Origin of the sequence: Rhodococcus sp. AB351, assembly GCF_049538275.1 — a bacterium.
Lineage (GTDB): Bacteria > Actinomycetota > Actinomycetes > Mycobacteriales > Mycobacteriaceae > Rhodococcus.
In genome coordinates this window covers 296,017-322,092 of sequence record NZ_JBMVFW010000001.1, presented here as the reverse complement: position 1 = coordinate 322,092, position 26,076 = coordinate 296,017, and the positions used below count along the sequence as shown (strand labels likewise).

Below are 26,076 nucleotides of genomic sequence, written 5' to 3'. Positions count from 1 at the left end.
ATTTCCGACTACCGAAGCGCGTCAGATGTCCGTTTCGGTGCTCGACTCGATACGGAAACCGATCTTGAGCGTGACCTGCGTGTGGGCCACCCGGCCGTCGTCGATGTGACCCCGGATGTTGACCGTCTCGAACCACTCGAGATGCCGCGTGGTCTCCGCTGCTCGGGCCACCGCTTTCGCGATCGCGTCGTCGACTCCCGTCGTCGACGATCCGACGACCTCGATCACCCGGTAGACATGGTTCATGGCTGAACTCCTCGAATCGGCGATGCTCCGATTCGGATCGTCCCGCCCCCGAGCGACCCCCGTCCCCGGAACCACGAAAATGACAGGAAGATTCAGGCACGACGCGCAAGCGACCGGGCGAGTTCGCCCAGACGCGCCAGACGCAGGTCCCCGAGCGGGATCGCGCCGGCACCGAGCCGGTTGGTGACGAAGGCGAGCGACAGGCCGGTGTCGAGATCGGCGTACGCCCCCGAACCGCCCACTCCGTAGTGCCCGAGCGCACCGCGCGGGCGCTGGATGCTGGCGAAGATGGGCTGGTGGTAGCCGAGCCGCCACGCCATCGGCACCCCGAGCACGTAGTCCCGGCTGCGCACCCGCACGCGCGACATCTCGTCGATCGTGGTCGCGTCGAGGAACTTCACGCCGTCGATCGTCCCGCCGGCGGCGATCGCCCCGTACATACGCGCGAGCGAGCGGGCGGTGAACACACCGTTCCAGCCCGGCATCACCGAGTCGTGCACGGCCGGGTCGCCGACGAGCCGGTCGAAGCCGTCGGGCATTGCAGCTTCGGCGAGACCGCGGGTCGGTTCGAGTCGCGACAGCACCGCGGCGCTCGCACCCCAGTGCAGTCCGACCGGAGCGAGTCGTGGGAACAGCTTCGCGATGCGGCCCCGCTCGTCGTGCGGCACGCGGTACCAGAAGTCGGGATCGCCGAGGGGCCGAGCGATCTCCCGCTCCACGACCTCCACGAAGGGCAGGCCGGTCACCCGCTGCACGAGTTCGGCGACGAGCCATCCGTAGGTGACGGCGTGGTAACCCGATCCGCGCCGACGCCGGCGATCCGGCGCCGCCTGCTCGAGAGCCGCGACGGTCGCCTCGTAGTCGAGGATCCCGCGCATCCCCGGAACCAGGCCGCGCACCCGGTGCAGACCGGATCGGTGGGTCATGACGTCCGCGACGGTGATGCCTTCCTTGCCGTTCGCGGCGAACTCCGGCCAGTACTGCGCGACGGGCGCGAAATAGTCGACCATTCCGCGCTCGGCCAGGCGGTGTACGACGGTCGACGCCACGCCCTTGCCCGTCGAGAACGACAACGCCATGGTGTCGCGGCTCCACCGGCGATCGGGGGCCGACCAGCCGGACCAGATGTCGAGAACCTTCTCGCCGTGGAGATAGGCAGTGAGTGCGCCGCCGCCGTCCCGGGGACGCTTGTACAGCGAGAAGAACGCGTCGGCCAGGCGCAGGAACCGCGGATCGACGACCATCTCGGTGGGCGCCGCCGGGCCCGGCCGGGCGTCGATCTGCCCGGGGACGTGCACCGGCGCGAACGACGCTGTCGCCCCGGCAGGTTCGAAGACTGCTCCGGTCGTCATGTGCGACAGGCTACGACGACGCGGAACGTAAAGGAAGGGTTTACGTACAGTCTGTTTGTCGACGATCCCGGCGAGACGCGCCGAATCTACGGCAGGAGCGACGGCAGCGTCTGCGCGCCGGGCGTGAAGTACCGGAAGTCACCCAGCACGACGCACCCGCGTACGGCCTCGAGATCGAACGCGGCGGCCGCGGTGCCCTCGCACAACACCGGATCGTCGGCGTCGCCCACATAGGCCTGCGATTGCGGACCCGCAGCGACGACCGCCGTGCCCGGACTTTCGAGGACACCGAGCGCCAGGGCCTGCGCGCCCACACCGATCGCGAACAGCCGTCCCGACGTGCTCTCGCCGGCGCCGACACCACCGTCGAATCCGGCGGCCACCACCTGTGCGGCGCCGCGGGCGTCGGCGAATCCCACGCCCCGCTCGCCGTAGCTCCATGCCTCGGCGGTGCCGTCGGTGGACGCGCCGCACGCTTCGTCGCCGTCGATCTGCACGATCTCGGCCGGGGCGCCCGGCGGTGCCGTGCACGTCGTGGCCGCGGACGCGGTCTGAGGAAGCAGGAATCCGGCACCGATGGCAGCAGCGAACGCTGCCCCGACGCCGAGAACCCGACCGGACGCCCACGAGCGAATCACGACATCGACCTTTCCGAGCCTCACGCGACTGTTTTCTCGGACAGTTTATGGACTCGCGCTTCGGGAGGTCTCATAGACGAGGTCACGACAGGGACGCGATTCCCCGAACGTTCCGGTTCACGCGTCCTTCGCCCGGTCGGTGTCGCGCGACGGTTGGACGCGCTTCGGCTCCCCCGGCATCTTCGGGTGATTGGGCGGATACGGCAGGTCGCCGAGACCGTCCGCCGCGTCCCGTTCGGCCATCTCGAGCAGGACGTCCAGCGAGTGTGCGTGCGCGTCGAGATCCGCCATCGGGTCGCCGCGCTTCGCCAGCAGATCCGGCACGGTGGCGATCGTGAAGTCGTCGGGTTCGGCGTCGACCAGTTCGTCCCAGGTCAGCGGAGTCGAGACGGTCGCGATCGGGGTGCGGCGGACCGAGTAGGCCGAGGCGATCGTCTTGTCGCGCGCGTTCTGGTTGTAGTCGAGGAAGAGCCGCTCTCCGCGTTCCTCCTTCCACCACGCCGTCGTCGCCCGCTCGTCGCTGCGCCGCTCGATCTCACGCATGAGCGCGATCCCGGCGCGACGGACTCCGACGAAATCCCATTCGGGCACGATCCGCAGATAGATGTGGAGCCCCCGCCCACCGGACGTCTTGGGGTATCCGGTGAGGCCCAGTTCGTCGAGGAGCGGTCGCACGACCTCCAGCGCCACGGCCCGCGCGTCGCCGAAGTCGGTTCCCGGTTGCGGGTCGAGGTCGATGCGCAGTTCGTCGGGGCGGTCGGTGTCGCCGCAGCGCACCGGCCACGGATGGAAGGTCACGCACCCGAGATTCGCCGCCCACACCACGTCGGCGGCCGAACACACACGCAGCGCATCGGCGGTGCGCCCCGACGGGAAGGTGATCTCGCAGGTCGCCACGTGGTCGGGTCGCTTGACCGGTGCCCGCTTCTGATAGATCTCCTCCCCCTCGATGCCGTCGGGGAAGCGCTGCAGATGCGTCGGCCGGTCGCGCAGGGCCGTCAGGATCGGGGCGTCGAACTCGGTGGCGACCCTGCGGTAGTACTCCACGAGGTGCCGCTTCGTGCCCCCCTCGGCGCCGAGCTGCGGGAAGTAGATCTTGTCAGGGTTCGACAACCGCACGGGCGTGCCGTCGACGTCCAGCTCCTCCGCGGGCGAACGCTTCGTGGCCATGTCAGTCCTCCGTCCGGTCGAGCACATCCGACAGGTCGTAACGCACCGGCACCTCCAGCTGGTCGAACGTGCAACTCTCGGGGTCGCGGTCGGGGCGCCACCGCAGGAACTTGGCTGCGTGCCGGAACCGCATCCCCGCTCCCGACACGCCTTCCATCTGGTCGTACGCGACCTCCACGACACGTTCGGGCCGCAACGGCACCCAGCTGCGGTCCACCGCCGAACGCCACCGCGTCGGTTCGCCCTGCTCGACGACGTCGTCCCCGAGTCGCAGCGGTTGCAGTTCGGCGAGCAGTTCCTCGCGTCGCTCCCGCGTGAACGCCGAGGCTCCGCCGACCATGGCGAGTTCACCGTCGTGGTAGAGCCCGAGCAGCAGCGACCCGACGCCCTCGACGCTCTTGTGCATGCGATAGCCCATGAGGACGCAGTCGGCGGTGCGGGCGTGCTTGAGTTTGAGCATCTCCCGCTTGTCGGGCACATAGAACCCGTCGAGTCGCTTGGCGATCACGCCGTCGAGGCCGGCGCCTTCGAACTCCTCGAACCAGCGGCGGGCGGTATCGGTGTCGGTCGTGGCCACCGTGACATGACAGCTCTTGCCCCCGCCGATCTCTGATCGCAACCGCGCGCGCCGCTCGGCGAACGGAGTCTCCATGAGGTTCTCGTCGCCGAGCGCGAGCAGATCGAAACCGACGAACACGGCCGGTGTCTGCTCGGCGAGCATCGTGACCCGGCTGGCGGCCGGATGGATCCGCTCGGACAACGCCTGCCAGTCGAGTCGGGTACGGCCGTCGTGTTCGCGCGGGACGACGATCTCCCCGTCGACCACGCACCTGCGGGGCAGTTCGGCGCGCGCGGCGTCGGCGAGTTCAGGGAAGTAGCGCACGAGGTCCTTGCCTCCGCGCGAGCCGAGAACCACCTCGTCGCCGTCTCGGAAGACGATCGCCCGGAAGCCGTCCCATTTGGGTTCGTAGGACCACTCGTCGGGGCCGTTCTCGGGTTGGGAGGGGACGGTGGAGGAGACCTTGGCGAGCATCGGGGCGAGCGGCGGCACCACAGGCAGGTCCATGCGGCACATCGTTCCACCCCGTACGGGTGCCGGCAGCACTTCCGTAGGCTCTTCGACCATGAACATTCTCCGAGGGGCGGCCGGTGCCGCGATGGCGTTGGCGGCAGCAGGGGTGCTCGGAGGATGCGCGACCCAGGTCGAAGGGCAGGCCGTGCCCGCCGCGAACGCCCTGGACACGTCCACGGCGCCGTCCTTCTCCCTACCCACCACGACCCCGTCCGCGTCGTCGTCGACCGAATTGAGCGTCGACGTCACAGCCGGCGAATGCGTCGCGCTCGGCGGCACGGTCGACGACGCGACCATCGACTACGCGGTGTGCGGCAGCCCGAGCTCGAATTACAAGGTCGTCGACGTCGTCGATGCCAGTGCCATGTGCCCCGGCGACATCGACCAGACCTACTACGAGTCCTTCGGCGGCATCGAGGTCGGCGCATTGTGTCTCGACATCGACTGGGTGGTGGGCGACTGCATCGACCTCGGCGGCGAGGATCCGCAACGCATCGACTGCGGTGAGCCCGCGGTCCAGGGCGAGGAGGTCACCGAGATCCTGCTCGACACCTCCGACGTGAACGACTGCTCGACGTCCGAGGGTGGCTTCGTGTACCGGGAACGCAACTTCGTGGTCTGCACCGACACCATCTGAGGTTCCCTCCTCGTGCGGATGCCCGTCGCCGCCGCGACGGAGCATGTCGGTGCCTCCCGCAACAATGCGTTCGACAGATCATCATCCGACGGACGCGAGGACGGAACATGACGCACTGGCCGGACAGACCGATCTGCGCGTTCGATCTCGAGACCACCGACCGGGATCCCCGCAACGCCCGCATCGTCACGGCCTGCGTCGCGACCTTCGACGGCGACCGCATCGACACACGCTCGTGGCTGCTCGACCCGGGTATCGCGATACCCGAGGAGACCACCGCGATCCACGGCATCACCACCGCCCACGCCCGCGCCGAAGGACTCGACTATCTCGAGGGATACAAGCAGATCCGGCAGGCCGTGAGCGACGCGTGGGCACGCGGCCACATCGTCGTCGCGTTCAACGCCAGCTACGACCTGACGGTCCTCGACTCCGAAGGACGCCGGCTCGGCCTCACGGGACTCGACATCGGCACGGTCGTCGACCCGTACGTCATCGACCGGGAGATGGACCGCAGCCGGCCCGGCAGGCGCACACTGCAGGCGGTGTGCGAGGCGTACGGGGTGTCGCTGCCGAATCCGCACGAGGCCGAGGCCGACGCGCTCGCCGCCGGCCACCTGACCCGCGCGCTCGTGGCGAGATTCCCCGAACTCGCCGAACTCGACATCATGGCCGATCAGGCCGCCTGGCACGCCGAACGGCAACGCAGCTTCGCCGAGTACCTGCGCGGGCTCGGGCGCGAGGTCGTCGACGTCGACGACAGCTGGCCCGTCCGGCTCCCCACGCCGGTGGGCACCGACGTCCTCGAGCGTCCCGCGACCGAGACCAGGTTCCGACGCGCGCTGCGCGCGATCCGCGAGTTCTTCCGGCGACTGCGCCGCCGCTGATCAGGAGAGCAGTCGATCATGGCAGCAGTCCCTGCCGCCGCGCCTCGACGACCGCCTCGTGCCGACTGCGCACATCGAGTTTGTCCATGGCGTTGCGCAGATAGGTTTTCACCGTCTCCACGCTCAGCGACAACCTGTCGGCGATCTCCGCGTTGCGGCAGCCCAGCGCCACATGACTCAGCACGTCGTGCTCGCGCGCGGTCAGATGTGTCCGCGGGTGCGATGCGCCGTCGCGCGCCCGGGTCAAGGTCTCCTCGACCGTCCGTACCTGTTCCCTGATCGACGGATCATCGGTCCGGGCCGCGATCGCCCGCAACGCGACGAGACTTTCCGTCAGCGCTTCGGAGACGGAGGCAGGCACGGTGGCGCCGTGCGCGGCCCGCGTGTTCCCGATCAGCGACACGCGGCGATCGACCTCGTCGCGGATCTCGATCTCCCGCGCGAGTTCCGCGGCCGACCGCACGACCTTCTCCGCGACCACGTCACCGATGGTCCGGTTGACCCTCAGCCCGCCGTAGATCGCCGCCCGGGTGCGTCCGCGCACTACGACCGGCACGGCGAGCAACGACTCGATTCCCTCACCGGCGACCTGCCGGTCGTAGTGGTGGGTGATGTGCGGGGAGGTGAAGTAGTCGGCGACCGCGCCGGGTCGTTGTTCGACGACCACTCGCCCGCCGAGTCCGCGTTCGGCGGCGATCACCAGATTGCGCAGGACACGACCGCGCGTGCCGACGAATCCGGACAGGACCACGTCCGAGCCCTGCACCGCGCCACCGAAGAGCACCGGTAGTTCCGTCGTCGCCTTGAGGTCGCGCAGGGTGGCGCGGAGGGTGTCGAGATCGTCGGGACGCAGCACACCCGGCACGGCGACATCCATCGATTGCTCCTGCTCTTCTCTCCGAACACCCACTTTCGAGGGTAGAGGGGGCAGTTCCACGATTCGTAACCTGCACATCGCCCGGTGTTGCGACGATCACAGAAGACGCCGGAATCCGAGTAGGCCACCCCCGGAGGTACCCGTGTCCATCGCTCCCGCCCGTCCCGGCTCGACCGGAGCCGCGAACTACAGCCAGATGAGCCCGCTGCGCTTCCTGGAACGGTCCGCGGCGGTGTTCCCGGATCGCACCGCGATCATCCACGGCGACCGCACGTACACCTACGCGGAGTTCGCCGACGAGGCGCAGCGGCTCGCGCGCGTGCTGCGCAGCCGTATCGAGCCGGGCGACAAGATCGCGTACCTGACCCCGAACGTGCCCGAGATGCTCATCGCGCATTTCGCGGTTCCGCTCGCGGGCGGTGTGCTGGTCGCGCTGAACTCGCGGCTGGCCGGGCCGGAACTCGAGTACATCCTCGACCACTCCGAGACGAAGCTGTTGTTCGTCGACTCCGAACTGCTCGGATCGGTCGAGAACGTCCGCGACAACGTTCCGAGCGTCGCCGAGATCATCGAGGTCCCCGATTCCACCGTGCCGGCTCCCGACGTCCCCGCCGGGGTGGCCACCGCCCGGTACGACGAGTTCCTCGCGCAGGCCGACTCGCTCGATGCGACGCCGCTGCCGTGGAGCGTCGACGACGAACTCGGTGTCATCACCCTCAACTACACCTCGGGCACGACGGGCAAGCCCAAGGGCGTGATGTACACCCACCGGGGCGCGTACCTGAACTCGCTGGGCGAGACCTTCCACAACAGCTTCGACGGGCAGAGCAAGTACCTGTGGACGCTGCCGATGTTCCACTGCAACGGCTGGTGCACGCCGTGGGCAGTGACTGCCGCGGCGGGCACCCACATCTGCCTGCGGGCGGTGCGGGCCGACGCGATCTGGGATGCCATCGACAACCTCGGCGTCACCAACCTGTGCGGTGCGCCCGCGGTGTGCTCGACCATCGCGAACGCCGAACAGGCCCATCCCCTCGACCGTCCGTTGCGGATCACTACGGCCGGCGCGCCGCCGTCGCCGACGGTGATCGCCCAGCTCGAGCAGATCGGCATCACGGTCGTTCACGTCTACGGACTCACCGAGGTGTACGGCCCGTACACGATCTGCGAGTACCAGGACAGCTGGGACGACAAGCCCGCCGACGAACGTGCCGCACTGCTCTCCCGTCAGGGCGTGGGCATGTTGCAGGCCGAGACCGCGCGGGTCGTCGACGAGGACATGAACGACGTGCCTGCCGACGGCGAGACCATGGGCGAGATCGTGCTGCGCGGCAACAACGTCATGCTCGGCTACTACAAGGACCCGGACGCGACCGAGGAGGCGTTCCGTGGCGGCTGGTTCCACACCGGCGACCTCGGCGTGATGTACCCGGACGGATACATCCAGCTCAAGGACCGCGCGAAGGACATCATCATCTCCGGCGGCGAGAACATCTCGACGGTGGAGGTCGAGCAGGCGATCGTCAGCCACCCTGCGGTGCTCGACGTCGCGGTCGTCGGTGTTCCGGACGAGAAGTGGGGTGAGCGTCCCAAGGCGTTCGTGATCCTGAAGAAGGGCGAATCGGTCACGGCCGAGGAGATCATCGACTACACCCGCACGCTGCTCGCCGGCTACAAGGTGCCGCGCGACATCGTCTTCCCGCTGGAGCTGCCCCGCACCTCGACCGGGAAGATCCTGAAGTTCGAGCTGCGATCGGCCGAAGCCGCCGAGGGGTGAGCCGACCCCTCACGACTGCATTGGATACTCGACGCCATGACATCCGGTACCGGTAACAGCACCCGTCGCCTCGACTCGACGGGACCCGATCCCGCCCAGTTCCGGGTGCATGTCGTCACGCAGGCGATCCGCCTGTTCTCCGAGTTCGGCTACGAGTCGACCACCGTCGAGCAGATCGCCGCGGCCGCCGGGGTGTCGCGGCGGACCTTCTTCCGGCAGTTCCGGTCGAAGGAGGACGTGATCTTCGCCGATCACGAGTCGCTGCTCGAGCAGGTCGCCGAGTACCTCTCGCAGGATTTCGAGGATCCGTGGGCGGCAGCCTGCGACGGGGCCAAGCTCGTCTTCGGTCACTTCCGTGACCGGCGCGAGCTGGCGGTGTGGCGGTATCGGGTGGTGCAGCGGGTGCCGGCGCTGCGGGAGCGCGAACTCGTCACCACCTACCGCTACGAGCGGTTGTTCACCGACTTCCTGCGCGCCGCCGTCCCGACGGAGAAGCCGGTGCGCACCGTCAGCTTCGCGGCGGCGATGACCGCCACGCACAACTTCGTGCTGCGCGCGATGATCCGCGGCGACGAGACCGCCACCGCCGAACGCCTCGAGCAGGAGCTGCTCGAGCTCCGCCGCACGTACGGGGTGGTTCCGGCGCCGGAAGGCACGACGAACGGGAAGACCGCACCGGCCCCGCCGGAGGTCGCGGTGGTGACCTATGCGGCTCATCTGACACCCGCAGAGATCGCCGAGCAGGTTCGGCTCCAGCTCGAAGGCGCACGTCAGCACCATTGACCTGGCACTGAGTGCCGTGGTTACAATCGACTCATTCCGTCACGTCGCGAACCCTCGCCTCGCTAAGCTCGAGGGAGCAACGCTCGCAAATCTGGCACCGCGTGCCGTTAGGAGTCCGCCGTCATGGCCCTCAATCCCGACTTCGATCTGTTCAAGCTCTCCGAGGAGCACGACGCGCTGCGCGAGGCGATCCGCGCACTTGCCGAGAAGGAGATCGCGCCCTACGCCAAGGACGTCGACGAGAACTCCCGCTTCCCGCAGGAAGCCCTCGACGCCCTCAACAAGTCGGGCTTCAACGCCATCCACGTGCCCGAGCAGTTCGAGGGCCAGGGCGCCGACTCGATCGCCGCCTGCATCGTCATCGAAGAGGTCGCCCGAGTATGCGGCTCCTCCTCGCTGATCCCCGCCGTCAACAAGCTCGGCACCATGGGCCTGATCCTCCGCGGCTCCGACGAGCTCAAGGCCAAGGTCCTCCCCGACATCGTCAACGGCGCGATGGCCTCCTACGCGCTGTCCGAGCGCGAGGCCGGCTCCGACGCCGCCTCGATGCGCACCCGCGCCAAGGCCGACGGCGACGACTGGATCCTCAACGGCTCCAAGTGCTGGATCACCAACGGTGGTAAGTCCACCTGGTACACCGTCATGGCCGTCACCGACCCCGAGAAGGGCGCCAACGGCATCTCCTCCTTCATGGTCCACAAGGACGACGAGGGCTTCGTCGTCGGACCGAAGGAGAAGAAGCTCGGCATCAAGGGCTCCCCCACCGCCGAGCTGTACTTCGAGAACTGCCGCATCCCCGGCGACCGCATCGTCGGCGAGCCCGGCACCGGCTTCAAGACCGCTCTCGCGACCCTCGACCACACCCGTCCCACCATCGGTGCGCAGGCCGTCGGCCTCGCCCAGGGCGCCCTCGACGCAGCGATCGCCTACGTCAAGGATCGCAAGCAGTTCGGCCGCCCGATCTCCGACAACCAGGGTGTGCAGTTCATGCTCGCCGACATGGCCATGAAGGTCGAGGCCGCTCGCCTGATGGTGTACACCTCCGCGGCCCGCGCCGAGCGCGGTGAAGGCAACCTCGGTTTCATCTCCGCCGCCGCGAAGTGCTTCGCGTCGGACGTCGCGATGGAGGTCACCACCGACGCCGTGCAGCTGTTCGGTGGCGCCGGTTACACCACCGACTTCCCGGTCGAGCGCATGATGCGCGACGCCAAGATCACGCAGATCTACGAGGGCACCAACCAGATCCAGCGCGTCGTCATGTCGCGCGCTCTGCTGCGCTGACACCGGTCGCGTAGGTTACCCCCCGGAACATCAAGCGATCAGGAGTTACCGCAGTGGCAGTGGAAAAGGTAGGCGTGATCGGCGGCGGCACCATGGGTGCCGGTATCGCCGAGGTGTGCGCGAAGGCCGGTAGCGACGTCCTCGTCAAGGAGACCACCGAGGAGTTCGCCGCCGCAGCACGCGAGCGTCTGAAGAAGTCGATCGGACGCGGCGTCAAGTCCGGCAAGATCACGCAGGAGGACGCCGACGCGGTGCTCGGACGGATCCGCGTCACCCTCGACCTGAACGAGTTCGCCGACCGCGACCTCGTCGTCGAGGCCGCCCCCGAGATCGAGTCGCTCAAGGCGGAGATCTTCTCCGAGCTCGACAAGATCGTGAAGCCCGAAGGCATCCTCGCCACCAACACGTCGTCGATCCCCGTCATCAAGATGGCGCAGGCGACGCAACGGCCCGGCAAGGTCGTGGGCGTGCACTTCTTCAACCCGGTGCCGGTGATGCCGCTCGTCGAGATCATCTCGGCACTCACCACCGACGAGGCCACCGCCGACACCGTGTTCGACTACGCGAAGAACACCCTCGGCAAGACGGCCGTGCGCGCGGGCGACCGTGCGGGCTTCATCGTCAACGCCCTGCTCATCCCGTACCTGTGCGATGCGGTACGGATGCTCGAATCAGGTTACGCGACAAAGGAAGACATCGACGCCGCGATGAAGGGCGGCTGCGGCTACCCGATGGGTCCGCTGACCCTCATCGACACTGTCGGCCTCGACATCACCCTCAACGCCGCGCAGTCGCTGTACGACGAGTTCGCCGAGCCGCACTACGCTCCCCCGGCACTGCTGCGTCGCATGGTCGACGCGGGTCGCCTGGGTCGCAAGACCGGCGAGGGCTTCTACAGCTACAAGTAGGCCTCACAGCCTGTGAAGGCGCCCCTACGGTCCGCTCCGGATCCGTGGGGGCGCCTTCTGCTATCGTCCCGACCCGGACGTATCGGGGGATTCTGTCGGGGGCAGTCGTGACGTTGCACGTAGATCCTGAAGCACTGCGCACATTCGCAGCCTTCGTGGCGGACACCGCCGACGCGATCGACGACTGGGACGTCGGCGAACCGTATACCGTGTCGCAATCATCCCTTCCCGGAACAGGATTCGCGGCCGTCTGCGCACGAGCCTTCACCGCCACCGATCAGGCACTGAACAACGTGTGCAGTCGCCTGCGCGAGATCGTCGACATCACCGACGGCGCCAAGAACGACTACGCCGTCGCCGAGACGGACTTCGTGGCTGCACTCTCCGCAATGGATCCGCACGAATGCGACCGGGAGTCGCTGCGGTCCGGTCGTGGAATCCCGACGCTCTGCGAGTCACTGCCGACAACCTCGACGTGCTCGTCGACAAACTCGACGACCGCATGAAAGGTCTGCTCACCGAGCAGGATGTGCTCGCCGAGCGATGGTCCGGCGACGCCGCACGTGCCGCCGCCACGGGAGTGGTCCGCGAACGCTCGCTGGGCAGCGCCATCGCCGAAGCACTACTGCAGGTCGCGGAGGCGTACCGCACCGGCGCGTGGCTCGTCGAAGGCGCCCGCCTGCACCTCGTGTCGGTGGTGACCAGCGCCGAACAGTCCAGGTTCACCGTGCACGACGACGGCACCGTCGACCCCTCCGACCAGATCCGCATCCTCTCGGCGATGCTGCCGGCCGAAGCCGTCGCCGAGGCTCGCGTTCGCCTCGAACACGAAGCAGCGGAACTGACCCACGCGGTCACCGGCGCTCTCGAACAGGCGTCGCGAGCCGCGACGGAAACTGCCGATCGCATCACCGCTGCCGTTGCGGTACTCGAAGCAGCCCGGGATGCCGCGGTGCCGGGGAAGGTCGTGCAGACGGAGGACGGTGAGTTCTCCTGGTGGCCTGACTGGGCAGCTACGACGGCAGCCTCCACCATCGGCGTGATGGCCGACGGAACCAAAGAGGGTCTTACAGCGGCAGCAACAGCGTCCGGTGACGACCTCGCCCGTGGAGTCGCGCAAAAGCTCGGGCCGGCTGGGGCGGCACTCGGAGTGGTCCCAGCGATAGTCAACGACATCGAAGGTGGGATGCATCCTGCCGAGGCAGTCGTAACAGAAGGCGCCGGCGCTGCGCTCGGCTACTGGGGCGGCCTGAAGGCCGGAGCTTTTGTCGGATCCCTTGTCGCGCCGGGGATCGGAACCGCAGTCGGACTGGTGGCGGGCGCGGTGGCCGGCGCTTCCATTTCCTGGTTGACCTCCAAGGTTCTACAAGCAGCACTGTATTGATTCGAGTCGTCCACCACGTTGAAAGGAACAGGGCCAGACTTATGCAACACCAGCACCCGACGATGCCCGTCGGCTTTCCGGACGACAACCAGGCATGGCCTCAGCGCCTTCGCTGCACAGATGCCGTTTTCTCCGTCGCCATGTTCAGTCTTGCAATCCTTCTCGCATACTCGTCTTTCCAGGGCGCCGAGCGTGGGGACGCTACCTACTTCGTCGGCTTCGCAGGTGGAACAGCACTAGCAATTTCGCTCTTCATCATCGGCATCCGTGATGCCGGAATCCGATATCTCGGGTTATCCCGGTCGATTACGGTTCATGAGGATCCCGTGCGAGGACTCGGCTTGGCGATCCCGGTTCGAAAATCGAACACCCGGATCCTCTCGGGAATCCTTTTCGGCACCGCCGCATATGGTGCTTCCGCTTCACTTGGATGGTTCCTGGGATTCGGCGAGTCTCTGATGCCTTCCGGTCGCGACACACTCCCCGGTGCCGTGCTTCTACTCGCCGGTGCAATCGTCATGACCGGTCTTGCGCTCTTTGTCTTCGCCTTCCGCGCAACAACCGAATTGAGGATCTTTCCGTCCGGGGTGGAGCGACTTCGGAGGCGACGATCATTCCTCTCTGTACGAGATGATTCGACTTTCCTACCCTGGGACGATATCGGTCGCATAGAACCCAGGGAACTACCACCACGTACAGGATCCGCGGGTCGGCCGATCATCCACCTTTACAGCGCAACTGGAGCCGACACTTCGAGCACCGGGCATGATTCGACCCACCCCGTAAGCATTACAGCGCATCAACTGGTGGCGGAGCCGAACACACTCTTTGCGCTTCTCGAACACCTACGGACGAATCCGGATCAGCGGAGCTATGTAGGACAAAGGGGGGCAGTCGAACTGCTCCGCCCTCCCCCGCTTCGAAAACGGCTTCGTGAAGCCAGAATTGCTCACACGACGCCGTGAGGAAACACGTAGGTTGCGCGCGGACGCGTCAGAGAATCCACCGGCCGGAGTCCCAGGTCATTTCGCGGTTTCAGGTCTTGGCCAGTAGGCGTGGAAATGATCTCATCCCTCACGTACGAGCGAGGTGCTTGTTGAAGCGAGGAGAAAAAGTTCGGACACCTGACGAACTCGTCGACGACATCCGATCGACGCCATCCGAAGCGCCCTGGCCACAACCGCTCAGGATAGTGCCACTAGTTCTGTCGATTGCGCTGCTTATCGCAGCTTGCGTGAGCTTCGCATTCGTCCAGGACACGATCCGAACGAAGGACTTCCAAGTCACACTCGGTGCGGCAGGCGGCTCGATTGCGCTGTTCGTCATCGCCCGATCCTCGTTTCGGCGTGCGGGTCTTCGGGACCTGCGACCGCACTGGGACATCAGATTTCGTCACGATCGCGACCGCGGTCCGGGTATCAGCATCCCAACACGAAGAACCGAAGTGTGGACAACAGTCGCAGTCATGCTGGGGTTGGCCGCCTATGGTTCCGCAGCAGCATTCGCATGGCACAGCGGCCTCGGCGAAGCACTGTTGCCGATCAGCCGAGACAACAGTGAGAGTGCCCTCTTCATAGCGGTATGCGCCGCCGGCATGGGCCTGATCGCGGTCCTGATCGTCTCCATCCGTTTCGAGACGACCCTGTACATCTGCCAACGAGGTGTACGCCGCTACGTACGTCGTCGAGTCTTCTTCAAGAAACAGGTATTCGACATCTCCCTGTCCTGGGAAGGTATTGCCCGGATTGGGGTAGGTAGCCTCGGAGTCGGTGGTGGAACTACGGTCCACCCAGTAATCGATCTTCATACGAACGAACCGATTCCACCAGAAGCTCGGACTCGACATGATTCGGAGTGTCGAGTGGCGGTCATGGCCCACCAGCTCGTGACGGAGCCGAACACTCTGTTCGCGCTTTTGGAACGGTTGGCAGAGAACCCGCGCGATCGCGAACTTCTCACGAAATCCGATGCAGTCGAACTCTTGTGCCCTCCGCCGCTGCGGGAACGATTCCGCGCAGCACGCAAGCCGTCGCGTCAGCACGGGAACAACCGGTAGGTACGCAACAGCAACATCGGGTTCGCAACGCGGCCAGTAACTGACGGCGTTGCGAACCCTCACTGCATGTTGCGTACCTCGATCCCCTGCCGCAGCAAGTGACGACCGGTCCGTCACCCCAGAGACAGCGCCGCCACGCCGTACACATTCAAAATGATTCAGGGAGTTGTAGTGACAGCCGGACACAACCGACCTTCTGGGACCGACTTTGCGAGAACGATTCCGGATGGCACGCCACCAGGAGGCGTCTCGATGAACGCTTCGATTCAGACGACTACAAGTAGGCCTCACTCGGACACCCCTGCCGTTCCTTCTCGGAACGGCGGGGGCGTCTGTGTATCCGCACCCTCGATCTCGTACCGGCGCCCGATACCGACGGTCAGCCGTCCCCACTCACTGCGGGCCACCCGCGTTCGATGCATCTCGAACGCGGTGACGTCGACGAAGGTTTCCTCGACGCGCCACACCATAGGGTCGTCGGTCGGCAGGACTTCGAACGAGACACAACCGGGTTCGGCGCGCGTCAGGTCAATATGACACTGCAGATGGCCGAGCATGATCTCACGCTCGGCCTCGCTGTGGCACAGCAGTTCTCCCCCGAGACGGACGTAGGACATCTCGGCTCCTTCCACGGCACCCCGACCGATCTCTGCTACCGTCACGCGCGGCGTATCGGAGAATTCAGTCGGAGGGTAGACGATTTTCGCGCAGCACGCACCTCGTCACGCCAGCGCGCACACAACCGGTAGGTACGCAACAACAGTTCCGGGTTCGCAACGCGGCCAGTAACTGCCGGCGTTGCGAACCTTCACTACGTGTTGCGTACCTCGGGTACGACCGATGCCCCGTTCGAAGTCGCCCGACGGTCCGCTCCGGCTCCGTGAGGGCGCCGTCTGCTATCGTCCCCACCCGGACGTATCGGGGGATTCTGTCGGGGGGCAGTGGTGACATTGCACGTAGATCCTGAAGCGCTGCGCACATTCGCAGCCTTCGTGGCGGACACCGCCGACGCGATGAACGACTGGGACGTCGGCGAACCGTATGCCGTGTCGCAATCAGCACTTCCCGGAACAGAATTCGCGGCCGTCTGCGCACGAGCCTTCACCGCCACCGATCAAGCACTCGGCAACGTGTGCAGTCGCCTGCGCGAGATCGTCGACATCACCGACGGCGCCGCGAACGATTACGTCGTCGCAGAGACGGACTTCGTGGCTGCACTCTCGGCGATGGATCGACACGGATGAGACCGGGAGTCGCTGCGGTCCGGTCCTGGAATCCCGACGCGCTGCGAATCACCGCCGACCACCTCGACGTGCTCGTCGACACACTCGACGACCGCATGAAAGGTCTGCTCACCGAGCAGGATGTGCTCGCCGAGCGATGGTCCGGCGACGCCGCGCGTGCCGCCGCCGCGCGAGTGGTCCGCGAACGCTCATTGGGCAGCGCCATCGCCGAAGCCCTCCTGCAGGTCGCGGAGGCGTACCGCACCGGCGCGTGGCTCGTCGAAGGCACCCGCCTGCACCTCCTGTCGGTCGTGGGCGGCGCCGAACAGTCCGGGTTCACCGTGCACGACGACGGCACCGTCGACCCCTCCGACCAGATCCACATCCTCTCGGCGACGCTGCCGAGCGAAGCCGTCGCAGAGACCCGTGCACGTCTCGAACACGAAGCAACGGAACTGACACACGCCGTCACCGGCGCTCTCGAACAAGCGTCGCGAGCCGCAACCGAAACAGCCGATCGCATCACCGCTGCCGTTGCGGTACTCGAAGCAGCCAGGGATGCCGCGGTGCCGGGGAAGGTCGTGCAGAACGAGAACGGTGAGTTCTCCTGGTGGCCTGACTGGGCGGCGACGACCGCAGCTTCGACTATCGGAATCATGGCCGATACCACCAAGGAAGGTCTGAAAGAAGCCGCCATCTCATCCGGTGACGATCTGGCCCGAAACATCAGCCGAGGAATGAACCCTGCCGCTATCGCTCTCGGTACGGTGCCCGCCATCGTCAACGACATCGAGTCGGGCATAAATCCCACCAAGGCGATCGTCACGGAATCCACGGCTTCGGCCTTGGGAGGCGTAGCAGCATGGGCAGGAGCAAAAGGGGGCGCCGCCCTCGGAACGATGATCGCTCCGGGTGTAGGCACGGCAGTGGGACTCGCCGTAGGCGCACTGGCGGGTGGATTGACCACTTATATTTCGTCGAAGGGCTTCCAAGCGCTCTGGGACTGACACATGACGAAACCCTCCATCAGCGCAACCAGTGCGGAGACACATGAGATGAGTTCGAAAATCGAGCCCCAAAGCTTCGGGACGTACCCTCGCAACGACCAGCGCCCCTACTGGCCACAAGCTTTCCGACCGGTGATCTTTCTGATGGCGGTCGCATTCGCATTGTCGGCAATGGTCATGATTACTCTCGCCGTCCGAGCCGGAAATGCCCATCACGCACTGGAATTCACAGGTTACGTAGGTGGCCTGTCGATGATGGCACTGTTGTCGCTTACGGCACTTCGTGAATCGGGTTTCCGACACGTTCGACGGTCCTCGCGAATTCATCGGATACACGATCCACGACACGGGGACGGAATCATCGTTCCGATGCGCCGTGGTCTCACCGCTCCGGTGATGATCGTTCTGCTGGGGGGAGCTGTATACGGAGTTGCCGCCTCGGCCCTCTGGATCGTTGCCGGAAGTACATCGCTCCTTCCCGAGGGACGGGACACTCCTCGAAACGCGCTCCTGGTCGCAGTTCTCGCCGCCGTTGCGCTCCTCCTGTCATCGATACTGCTTGCCATCCGGATCGAGATTGCGGTGAGGATCTTCCGGGAAGGAATCGAACGGCATACGCGTAGGAGAATATTCCTCAGCAACATAGAATTTCGGATCTTCCTTCCGTGGGCGGACATCACAAGTGTCGATGCCGAGATCAATGCCGACCTGGGTCGGCACCCCTTGATCGGGTTGCGGACCACAGGTCCGATTCCTGAAGGCCAACGAACCCCTCATGACTCGGACGACAGGATTGCGGTGCTGGCGCATGCTCTGGCCGCGGAGCCCAACACTCTCGTACGACTACTACAGGACATGAAAGAGGATCCAGAGAAGCGCCCCGACGTCGAAAGGCCCGATTCCGCAGATCTTCTTCGTCCCCCACCGCTGCGCGAACGGTTCCGCACAGCACGCCGCCGGAAGGCGTCTCGATGACCGCTTCGATTCCGATGACACTCTCCGACTACCTTGCAATACACGAAGTCGAATTGAACCCCTGCGACCCGGACGACCCGCGGCATCCGCAACCGGAACTCCAGGCGCCGGAAGGCTGGATCACACTCCCCCGCGATATTTTTCCGCACGCACATACGGTTTTCGTAATTCCCGAGCACGCCGCGGACGATTGGGCACCCAACGCCGTACTCCTCCATGGTGCACTGGCGAAGTGGCGGCCGACGGACGAACTGCTGGAGGTCTCGGGGAATGAAGCTCGCGAACTACCCGAGTGGAGGGAGACGCTCCGCGACACATCCGATTTCCGCGGGCACCGATCGGTGATCATCCGAGGTTCCTATCGAGTGGACGACGTCGAGTACACCGCCGTGACGCGATATCTCGTGATCGACCACGAGTACGACCGCTACCTGACGCAACTGACGGCAACTGCACGCTCCGACAGTCTCGGGTCGCTCGACGTTCACATTCACACAATCCACGAAAGTCTGATCATGCGGCAGGAGGGAAGGCTACATGAGTGACTATGCTGGAAACTCGTCTGTACAGCGCCAATTCGATCCTGTATGGCCACAACGCTTCCGGCCGTTCTTGTTTGCCCTCGGTGCCATTCCGGCCTGGCTCACCGTCACGGTGCTGGCCTGGGGCGCCGGTGAGGATCATTCGACCTCGATGATCGACTCCTTGTTCATCGCCGCAGTGGTCATGCTGCCCGCAGCACACATGTTCCACATGGCAGGATTCCAGCGGATCGGATTGCACCCCGGGATCCGGCACTGTCACGACGACACCCATGGACGTGGAATCAAAATTCCCTATCAACGGTTGCTTTACGCGCACGCGGCCTTCTGGCTGTCCTTCTTCACTGTGATAGTGGCGATCGGCATCCGTTCAGCCGACGAGCGACGAGGGATGAACGAGCTTTCCGACCCTCACCCTCCGGACGGTTCTTTCTGGATGTGGACGACCTTGGCCGTGGTCCTCGCGGGTGCCCTTCCGTTCCTGTTGCGACCACGTGGAGGTCTGTACCTCTATACAGAAGGCATTCAGCGTCGCACGAGTTGGCTCTACCGTCGCGCAGTGTCGGATGTATTCGTCCGGTGGGAGGACATCGAGCAGATCGTGCCCGACGTCTACACAGTGACGTCTCGTGGTGCGGAGATACACCATCCGCTCATGAGGTTCCGTGTTCCGGGATTCCGTGTGACACGTCCGCGCGTGCCTCACGACCAGTCGGGTGCCTTCACCGTGATGGCGTACGTTCTCGTCAGCGAACCCAACGCGCTGGTCGGACTCATCGACCGTCTCCATCGGTGTCCCGAAGATCGCCATCTCGTCACCACACCCGAGGCCCCAGAACTCCTCCGTCCCCTCCCTGTGCGTGAACGCTTACGTATCGCGCGGAAGATTCCGCGTCAACAGTGGGAATGGTGATGGGCACGCAACACCGGTGGTGGGTTCGCAACGCCGACAGTGACCGACCACGTTGCGAGCCTTCACCCCACGTTGCGTACCTCGGTCAGTTCCCGTTGTTCGGGCCGTGGACGCGGCGGTGCAGTGCTTCCATCCGCAGGTCCAGATCGCGCGCAGTTTCCGCGGCGAGGCGGAGCTCCTCGCGCAGTTCGTCCGGTACCTCGCGGTCGTGCTTGTAGTAGATCTTGTGTTCCAGGCTCGCCCAGAAGTCCATGGCGACCGTGCGGATCTGCAGTTCGACGTAGACGCGCTCGACCCGGTCGGACATGTACACCGGGATCTGGACGATCACGTGCACGCTGCTGTACCCGTTGGGTTTCGGGCGGGCGATGTAGTCCTCGATCTCGACGACCGTCACGTCGAGCTGGCTCGTGATCATGTCGATGATCCGGTAGACGTCCGACGTGAAGCTGCACGTGATACGGATGCCGGCGATGTCGCGGACGGCCTCGCGGATGCCGTCGAGCGAGGCGGGCGCACCCTTCCGTTCCGCCTTGGCGAGGATCGACTCGGGGCTCTTCAACCGCGACTTCACATGCTCGATCGGGTTGTACTCGCGGGCGTAGGTGAACTCCTCGCGCAGGATGTTGATCTTCGTCATCATCTCGTCGATGCCGAACTTGTACACCATGAGTGCGCGTCGCAGATCCTGCGCGAGATGCTCCACTGCCACCAGGGCTGCCGGCACCTCGTCCGGTGCCGGCAGCCCTGGTTCGGGTTCGCCCACCGTCGTCTTCACTCGATTCCTCCTCGACTGCTTCCGGGATCGAGTCTGCCAGTCCGACCACGACAGGCGGTTCTCACCTCCACGACCTGCAGTGATGCCGGACGGTCCACCCGAACAGGACTCCCGCCGCTCGTCGATCGAGACATCCGGACGCCTCGCCGCCCAGGGCTTGCCCAACCGCGTTCAGCGCTTACCCCGGCCGAACCGCTCGACCACGACCGCCCGCAGCGAGCGGGCTTCGATGCCGGCCTCGCGGCGGGCGCGCCCTCGGGTCACGAGCACCCCGATAAGCGCGATCACCCAGATCGGGTACTGCGCGAACCACGCGACGCGGAAGGCGTCGAAGGTGTAGCCGCCGAGCCGGTCGAGCACGATGCCCATCGTCTGCACGACCAGCAGTGTCGCGAGGAAGCCACCGATGTTGACGATGCCGTTGGCCGTGCCGAGCGCGGTCCCGGGATTGAAGGTGCGGGCGTAGTCGAAGCCGATCATCGATCCCGGCCCGCCCACCGAGATGACGACGACGAGCACCACGAGCAGCCACAGCGGTGCGGGTCCGGACAGGGCGAGCACCGCCGACCACGTCACTGCGCTGGCGAGGATGATCATGAGCACGAGCCACGAGCGTCTGGTCGGGAAGCGTCCCGACAGCACGCCGAGGATGGGTCCGGCGGAGATGGCGGTGACCACCGAGACGGTCAGCATCGAACCGGCCGCCGCGGGTGACAGACCCTGCGCGGAGACCAGATACGGCACGCCCCACATGAGCGCGAAGGTCGTCACCGAGAATTGCGTGCCCATGTGGGTGAAGAAGCCGAGCTTGGTGCCGGGGCGCCGCCACACCGTGCCGAGTCCGCCGATCACCTCGCGCAGCCCCGACGCGGTGACCTCCCGCGCCTCACCGGGCGGGGTGTCGCGCACGATCGCGAACACGAGGACGCACGCGAACAGGCCGAGCGCCGCAGCGCTGCCGTAGGCGGCCGTCCATCCGGTGCCGGTGAGCAGCAGGACGAACGGCACCGCCGACAGCACCTGGCCGAGCTGACCGAAGATGCCCGTCAACTGCGAGACCACAGGAACCCGACGCGGAGCGAACCACACCGGCACGAGCCGCAGCACCGAGATGAACGTCAGGGCGTCACCCACACCGACCAGCACACGAGCCAGATACGCGACCGGCAGCGACTCGGTGACGGCGAGGATCGCCTGGCCGACAGCGAGGATCACGGCGCCGGTCGCGATCATCCGCCGCGAACCGAACCTGTCGAGCAGTACACCGGCCGGGATCTGCATCCCCGCATAGACGATGAGCTGCAGGACGACGAAGCCGGACAGCACCGACGGCGAGATCTCGAAGCGTTCGGTGGCGGCGAGTCCGGAGACACCGAACGCCGTCCGATGAAGGACGGCGACGATGTAGGCGAAGACTCCGATACCCCAGACCAGCCATGCCCTCATGTCACAAGGACGATACGCGCCGGTCTGTTAACGGTGCTAATTACTCACGGCCGAGCGACACCCACGTCGGGTCGGCCGCACGCGGACCGGCGACCTTGTCGGCGAGACGATCCAGCCGCGCGACCTGCTCGTCGGTGAGCGTCACATCGAGCGCACCGGCGTTCTCCGTCACGCGACTCGCGTAACGGGTGCCGGGGATCGACACCGACGGCAATCCGAACTCGCGACCCTTCGCATCCAGCCATGCCAAAGCGATCTGCGCGATGGTCGCGTCCGCCTCCTTCGCGACCGCTCGCACCTCCTCGCGCACCGCGAGGTTGGTCGGCAGGGCATCGGCGCCGAAGCGCGGGAAACGCTTGCGCAGGTCGTTCCGGGCGACCTGGCCGGGATCGAAGGCGTCGGTCAGCAGTCCGCGGCTCACCGGCGAGTAGGGCACGAAGCCGATGCCGAGTTCGGCGGCAGTGGGCACCACGTGCCGTTCGACGTCGCGCGAGACGATGCTCCACTCCGACTGGATCGCCGCGATCGGGTGGACGGCGTGCGCGCGGCGCAGCTCGTCGCCCGTGGCCTCCGACAGTCCGATGTGCCGCACCTTGCCGGCCTGCACGAGTTCGGCGAGGGCACCGACCGTCTCCTCCACCGGCACCTCGGGATCGACACGGTGCAGGTAGTACAGGTCGACGTGGTCGACGCCGAGACGCCCGAGCGACTCGTCGATGGCCTGCTTCGCGTATTCGGGACGGCCGTTGATGCGACGGTTGGCGGTGCCCGTGCCGCCGACCGCGCCGACGAGACCGAACTTCGTCGCCAGCTGGACCTCGTCCCGCCGCTCGGCGAGCAGCTTGCCGACCACCTTCTCGCTGGTGCCGTCGCCGTAGACGTTGGCGGTGTCGATGAATGTGACGCCCAGATCCACGGCGTGGTGCAGGGTCGCGAGTGCCTCGTCGAGATTCACCTCGCCGTAGGCGGGGGCGACGGACATCGCGCCGTAACCCTGGGCGCTGACGACGAGACCGGGCGCGAGCTGGACGGTGGGGACAGGCATGTACTTCTCCTCGACGACGACACGGTGCGACTCCCGATCGTCCCGCATCCCGCGCATGATCGCAGGAGTTGAAATCGCCGTGATCCGAGCAGCCCGCGCCCTAGGCTGAGATCCATGGCGACCGACTGGCTCTCCCTGCAACGAACCGCACGTCGCGAGTTCGACGACCGTGTCGCGCAGATCCGCGACTGGCACGCACCCACCCCGGACACCGAGTGGGACGTCACCGACCTGGTGTGGCACATGGTCGACGAACAGCGCTGGATCCAGCCGCTGCTCTCCGGCCGTTCCCTCGACGACGCGAAGGCCGCACTCGAACCGATCGGGGACGACCTCGCCGCCGAATGGGCACGCTTCGCCGAGCAGGCGACCGCCGCGTGGGCGATGGCGTCACCGGCTCAGGAGGTCCACCTGTCCTACGGCACCGTCCCGTGCCTCGACTACATGAAGCAGCAGATCGCGGACATCACCGTGCACACCTGGGATCTCGCCCGGGCCATCGGAGCCGACGAGACCCTCGACGCCGAACTCGTCGACGCCGTGCTCGCCGATGTCGAACCGCAGAAGGACATGCTCGCCTCGAGCGGTCTGTTCGCCGATCCCGTCCCGGTCCCCGACGACGCGTCCCCACAGGACCGACTCATCGCCCTCACCGGCCGCGACCCCAGGAAGACGTCATGACGGACCGACCCGACATCAAGCCCCGCAGCCGCGACGTCACCGACGGCATGGAGAAGGCCGCCTCGCGCGGCATGCTCCGCGCAGTGGGCATGGGCGACGACGACTGGGGCAAGCCGCAGATCGGCGTGGCATCGTCGTGGAACGAGATCACGCCCTGCAACCTCCCGCTCGAACGCCTCGCGCGGTCGGTGAAGGAGGGCGTACACGCCGCGGGCGGTTATCCGCTCGAGTTCGGCACCATCTCCGTGTCCGACGGGATCTCGATGGGACACGAGGGCATGCACTTCTCGCTGGTGTCGCGGGAGGTCATCGCCGACAGCGTCGAGACGGTGATGCAGGCCGAGCGACTCGACGGCTCCGTGCTGCTCGCGGGGTGCGACAAGTCCCTGCCCGGGATGCTCATGGCCGCGGCCCGCCTCGATCTCGCCGCCGTCTTCCTGTATGCCGGGTCGATCCTGCCGGGCATCGCGAAACTGTCCGACGGCACCGAACGCGACGTGACGATCATCGACGCCTTCGAGGCGGTCGGGGCGTGCGCGCGCGGCCTGATGTCCGAGACCGACCTCGACGCGATCGAACGCGCCATCTGCCCCGGCGAGGGTGCCTGCGGCGGCATGTACACCGCCAACACGATGGCCGCCTCGGCCGAAGCGCTCGGCATGTCGCTGCCGGGGAGCGCGTCACCACCCGCGACGGATCGTCGCCGCGACGGTTTCGCGCGGCGCAGCGGGCAGGCGGTGGTCGAGATGCTGAAGCGCGGCATCACCGCGTCCGACATCCTCACCAAGGAAGCATTCGAGAACGCCATCTCGGTGGTCATGGCCTTCGGTGGGTCCACGAACGCCGTGCTCCACCTGCTCGCGATCGCGCACGAGGCGCAGGTGGATCTGAGCCTCGACGACTTCGTCCGGGTGGGCGCGCGGGTGCCGCACCTCGCCGACGTCAAACCGTTCGGCCGGCACGTGATGAAGGACGTCGACCACATCGGCGGCGTCCCGGTCATCATGAAGGCACTGCTCGACGCGGGTCTGCTGCACGGCGACTGCCTCACCGTCACGGGGAAGACCGTCGCGGAGAACCTCTCCGGCATCGCTCCCCCGGACCCCGACGGCAAGGTGCTGCGCGCCCTGAGCGATCCCATCCATCCCACCGGCGGCATCACGATCCTCCGCGGCAGCCTCGCTCCCGGTGGAGCGGTCGTGAAGTCCGCGGGCTTCGACGAGTCGGTCTTCGAGGGAACGGCGCGGGTCTTCGAACGCGAACGGGCCGCGATGGATGCGCTCGAGGACGGCACCATCACCGCCGGCGACGTGGTGGTCATCCGCTACGAGGGCCCCAAAGGCGGTCCGGGCATGCGCGAGATGCTCGCGATCACGGGCGCGATCAAGGGCGCCGGTCTCGGCAAGGACGTCCTGCTGCTCACCGACGGACGGTTCTCCGGTGGCACCACCGGGTTGTGTGTCGGGCACGTCGCCCCGGAGGCCGTCGACGGCGGTCCCATCGCGTTCGTCCGCGACGGCGACCGCATCCGTCTCGACGTCTCGAACGGCCTGCTCGACGTGCTGGTCGACGAGAAGGACATGGAAACGCGGCGGCAGGGCTGGGAGCCACTGCCGCCGCGCTACACCCGAGGTGTACTGGCGAAGTACACGAAGCTGGTCGGTTCCGCATCGAACGGTGCGGTGTGCGGATGAAGGTCGGGTGAACCCTCGCGCTCCGGGGGTGCTGCTAGATCGGACGGAAACCTGCGCCCGGCCCGCCCCGACCGTTGATGTCGGCCATGATCACGTCGATGTTCGTTCCGACCTCGGGACCGACGCACGGCGCGAGCAGGTAGGCGTTGACCATCGCGACGAGCGTCGTGCCCACCACGAGCGGTGCGCCCGAGTCGCCTTCGATGACGCACACCTGGGTCCAGGTCTCCTGCGAGCCGAACACGTCGCCCCAGACGATGCCGCAGGTGTTGCCCGTCGTGCGACCTTCCTTGCAGGCGATGTTCGGGAAGCCCGCGGGGGCGCCGAGGCCCGTGATCGTCACGTCGCCGACGCGGTTGACGGGAACCACCTTGCCCCGGTCGAACTCGATGACGGCGTAGTCGAGCCGCTCGTTGGTCGACACGATGCGACCCACCGAACCGGCAGCGAGGTCGTATTCGGCCTTCACCGTCATGCCCGGAGAGCCGCAGTGCGCGGCGGTGAGACCCACCAGGCGACCGGCGGCGTCGTTGCCGATCGTGGTGAGTGTGCAGTCGAAGATGTCCTGCCCGTTGTCTCCGAGCGTGATTCCCGAACCGCCACCGAGGGTGACCGGAGGAGCCGCGACGGCCACCCCGGAACCCGCGCCGACCAGCGCGACCGCGCTCGCGATTGCAACAACCAGTTTTCTGAACATGGAGGCC

27 protein-coding genes are annotated in these 26,076 nt (G+C 66.3%); 16 read left to right on the top strand and 11 right to left on the bottom strand.

Going from position 1 to position 26,076, the window contains the following annotated elements:
• Positions 1-21: 21 nt before the first annotated feature.
• From ACPCXD_RS01620 to ACPCXD_RS01600, 5 genes are all read right to left on the bottom strand, one after another.
• Positions 22-246 carry a dodecin gene (locus ACPCXD_RS01620; protein WP_016694754.1) on the bottom strand — a complete coding sequence of 75 codons (225 nt, stop codon included), beginning with the start codon at positions 244-246 and terminating at the stop codon, positions 22-24.
• 92 nt (positions 247-338) lie between these two features.
• Complete coding sequence (locus ACPCXD_RS01615; protein WP_145690763.1) at positions 339-1,598, bottom strand: serine hydrolase domain-containing protein; 1,260 nt, start codon at positions 1,596-1,598, stop codon at positions 339-341.
• Positions 1,599-1,684: 86 nt separating this feature from the next.
• Positions 1,685-2,236 carry a DUF6764 family protein gene (locus ACPCXD_RS01610; RefSeq protein WP_423658052.1) on the bottom strand — a complete coding sequence of 184 codons (552 nt, stop codon included), beginning with the start codon at positions 2,234-2,236 and terminating at the stop codon, positions 1,685-1,687.
• A gap of 117 nt (positions 2,237-2,353) precedes the next feature.
• The gene (locus ACPCXD_RS01605; RefSeq protein ID WP_423658050.1) at positions 2,354-3,406 is read right to left on the bottom strand and encodes a DNA polymerase domain-containing protein; all 1,053 of its coding nucleotides are present in this window, start codon (positions 3,404-3,406) and stop codon (positions 2,354-2,356) included.
• Position 3,407: 1 nt separating this feature from the next.
• Positions 3,408-4,472, bottom strand: a complete 1,065-nt coding sequence (locus tag ACPCXD_RS01600; protein WP_106201139.1) for an ATP-dependent DNA ligase — start codon at positions 4,470-4,472, stop codon at positions 3,408-3,410.
• A gap of 58 nt (positions 4,473-4,530) precedes the next feature.
• On the opposite strand from ACPCXD_RS01600, the gene lppU reads away from it, so the two are divergent.
• Positions 4,531-5,115: an LppU family putative lipoprotein gene (lppU, locus tag ACPCXD_RS01595; RefSeq protein ID WP_423658047.1), complete on the top strand. Its 585-nt coding sequence runs from the start codon at positions 4,531-4,533 to the stop codon at positions 5,113-5,115.
• Between the two features lie 107 nt (positions 5,116-5,222).
• Positions 5,223-6,002, top strand: a complete 780-nt coding sequence (locus ACPCXD_RS01590; RefSeq protein ID WP_423658045.1) for a 3'-5' exonuclease — start codon at positions 5,223-5,225, stop codon at positions 6,000-6,002.
• A gap of 16 nt (positions 6,003-6,018) precedes the next feature.
• Here ACPCXD_RS01590 and ACPCXD_RS01585 read toward each other — a convergent pair whose 3' ends face one another.
• Positions 6,019-6,879, bottom strand: a complete 861-nt coding sequence (locus tag ACPCXD_RS01585; protein ID WP_088898700.1) for a response regulator transcription factor — start codon at positions 6,877-6,879, stop codon at positions 6,019-6,021.
• Between the two features lie 142 nt (positions 6,880-7,021).
• Between ACPCXD_RS01585 and ACPCXD_RS01580 the strand changes: the two genes are divergently transcribed.
• The 7 genes from ACPCXD_RS01580 to ACPCXD_RS01550 all read left to right on the top strand — a co-directional run bounded on the left by ACPCXD_RS01580 (position 7,022) and on the right by ACPCXD_RS01550 (position 15,068).
• The gene (locus tag ACPCXD_RS01580; RefSeq protein ID WP_423658043.1) at positions 7,022-8,656 is read left to right on the top strand and encodes an acyl--CoA ligase family protein; all 1,635 of its coding nucleotides are present in this window, start codon (positions 7,022-7,024) and stop codon (positions 8,654-8,656) included.
• A 36-nt stretch (positions 8,657-8,692) separates the two neighbouring features.
• The gene (locus tag ACPCXD_RS01575) at positions 8,693-9,439 is read left to right on the top strand and encodes a TetR family transcriptional regulator (RefSeq protein WP_106201134.1); all 747 of its coding nucleotides are present in this window, start codon (positions 8,693-8,695) and stop codon (positions 9,437-9,439) included.
• A gap of 123 nt (positions 9,440-9,562) precedes the next feature.
• A complete protein-coding gene (locus ACPCXD_RS01570; protein WP_064065225.1) occupies positions 9,563-10,720 on the top strand; it encodes an acyl-CoA dehydrogenase in 1,158 nt (385 codons plus the stop codon).
• A 59-nt stretch (positions 10,721-10,779) separates the two neighbouring features.
• Complete coding sequence (locus tag ACPCXD_RS01565; protein ID WP_423658821.1) at positions 10,780-11,628, top strand: 3-hydroxybutyryl-CoA dehydrogenase; 849 nt, start codon at positions 10,780-10,782, stop codon at positions 11,626-11,628.
• A gap of 107 nt (positions 11,629-11,735) precedes the next feature.
• A complete protein-coding gene (locus ACPCXD_RS01560; protein WP_423658040.1) occupies positions 11,736-12,134 on the top strand; it encodes a hypothetical protein in 399 nt (132 codons plus the stop codon).
• Entirely contained in the window at positions 12,032-13,012 is a 981-nt protein-coding gene (locus ACPCXD_RS01555) for a hypothetical protein (RefSeq protein WP_423658038.1), read from the top strand. Before ACPCXD_RS01560 ends, ACPCXD_RS01555 begins: the two co-directional genes overlap by 103 nt.
• A 1,234-nt stretch (positions 13,013-14,246) precedes the next feature.
• Complete coding sequence (locus tag ACPCXD_RS01550) at positions 14,247-15,068, top strand: hypothetical protein (RefSeq protein ID WP_160874471.1); 822 nt, start codon at positions 14,247-14,249, stop codon at positions 15,066-15,068.
• A 287-nt stretch (positions 15,069-15,355) separates the two neighbouring features.
• Here the strand turns inward: ACPCXD_RS01550 and ACPCXD_RS01545 are convergent, their stop codons facing one another.
• Complete coding sequence (locus ACPCXD_RS01545) at positions 15,356-15,685, bottom strand: putative quinol monooxygenase (RefSeq protein WP_423658036.1); 330 nt, start codon at positions 15,683-15,685, stop codon at positions 15,356-15,358.
• A 327-nt stretch (positions 15,686-16,012) separates the two neighbouring features.
• Here ACPCXD_RS01545 and ACPCXD_RS01540 point away from each other — a divergent pair, with 327 nt between their 5' ends.
• The 5 genes from ACPCXD_RS01540 to ACPCXD_RS01520 all read left to right on the top strand — a co-directional run bounded on the left by ACPCXD_RS01540 (position 16,013) and on the right by ACPCXD_RS01520 (position 19,728).
• A complete protein-coding gene (locus ACPCXD_RS01540) occupies positions 16,013-16,312 on the top strand; it encodes a hypothetical protein (protein ID WP_226950015.1) in 300 nt (99 codons plus the stop codon).
• Positions 16,309-17,298 (top strand): hypothetical protein, encoded by a 990-nt coding sequence (locus ACPCXD_RS01535; RefSeq protein WP_423658034.1) that lies wholly within the window; start codon positions 16,309-16,311, stop codon positions 17,296-17,298. Before ACPCXD_RS01540 ends, ACPCXD_RS01535 begins: the two co-directional genes overlap by 4 nt.
• A gap of 396 nt (positions 17,299-17,694) precedes the next feature.
• A complete protein-coding gene (locus ACPCXD_RS01530; protein WP_145964783.1) occupies positions 17,695-18,273 on the top strand; it encodes a hypothetical protein in 579 nt (192 codons plus the stop codon).
• Entirely contained in the window at positions 18,270-18,818 is a 549-nt protein-coding gene (locus tag ACPCXD_RS01525) for an LpqN/LpqT family lipoprotein (RefSeq protein WP_106201130.1), read from the top strand. The genes ACPCXD_RS01530 and ACPCXD_RS01525 overlap by 4 nt, the downstream gene beginning before the upstream one ends.
• Positions 18,811-19,728, top strand: a complete 918-nt coding sequence (locus ACPCXD_RS01520; RefSeq protein WP_423658032.1) for a hypothetical protein — start codon at positions 18,811-18,813, stop codon at positions 19,726-19,728. The genes ACPCXD_RS01525 and ACPCXD_RS01520 overlap by 8 nt, the downstream gene beginning before the upstream one ends.
• Before the next feature lie 85 nt (positions 19,729-19,813).
• Here ACPCXD_RS01520 and ACPCXD_RS01515 read toward each other — a convergent pair whose 3' ends face one another.
• From ACPCXD_RS01515 to ACPCXD_RS01505, 3 genes are all read right to left on the bottom strand, one after another.
• Entirely contained in the window at positions 19,814-20,506 is a 693-nt protein-coding gene (locus ACPCXD_RS01515; protein WP_193902686.1) for a GTP pyrophosphokinase, read from the bottom strand.
• Positions 20,507-20,677: 171 nt separating this feature from the next.
• Positions 20,678-21,952: an MFS transporter gene (locus tag ACPCXD_RS01510; protein WP_423658029.1), complete on the bottom strand. Its 1,275-nt coding sequence runs from the start codon at positions 21,950-21,952 to the stop codon at positions 20,678-20,680.
• Positions 21,953-21,992: 40 nt separating this feature from the next.
• Complete coding sequence (locus tag ACPCXD_RS01505) at positions 21,993-22,997, bottom strand: aldo/keto reductase (RefSeq protein WP_059382866.1); 1,005 nt, start codon at positions 22,995-22,997, stop codon at positions 21,993-21,995.
• Positions 22,998-23,111: 114 nt separating this feature from the next.
• On the opposite strand from ACPCXD_RS01505, the gene ACPCXD_RS01500 reads away from it, so the two are divergent.
• Positions 23,112-23,678: a TIGR03086 family metal-binding protein gene (locus ACPCXD_RS01500; protein WP_059382852.1), complete on the top strand. Its 567-nt coding sequence runs from the start codon at positions 23,112-23,114 to the stop codon at positions 23,676-23,678.
• On the top strand, positions 23,675-25,372 hold the full coding sequence (gene ilvD, locus ACPCXD_RS01495; protein ID WP_016692427.1) for a dihydroxy-acid dehydratase: 1,698 nt from the start codon (positions 23,675-23,677) through the stop codon (positions 25,370-25,372). Before ACPCXD_RS01500 ends, ilvD begins: the two co-directional genes overlap by 4 nt.
• A 34-nt stretch (positions 25,373-25,406) precedes the next feature.
• Here the strand turns inward: ilvD and ACPCXD_RS01490 are convergent, their stop codons facing one another.
• On the bottom strand, positions 25,407-26,069 hold the full coding sequence (locus ACPCXD_RS01490; RefSeq protein ID WP_172414987.1) for a chymotrypsin family serine protease: 663 nt from the start codon (positions 26,067-26,069) through the stop codon (positions 25,407-25,409).
• Positions 26,070-26,076 lie beyond the last annotated feature (7 nt).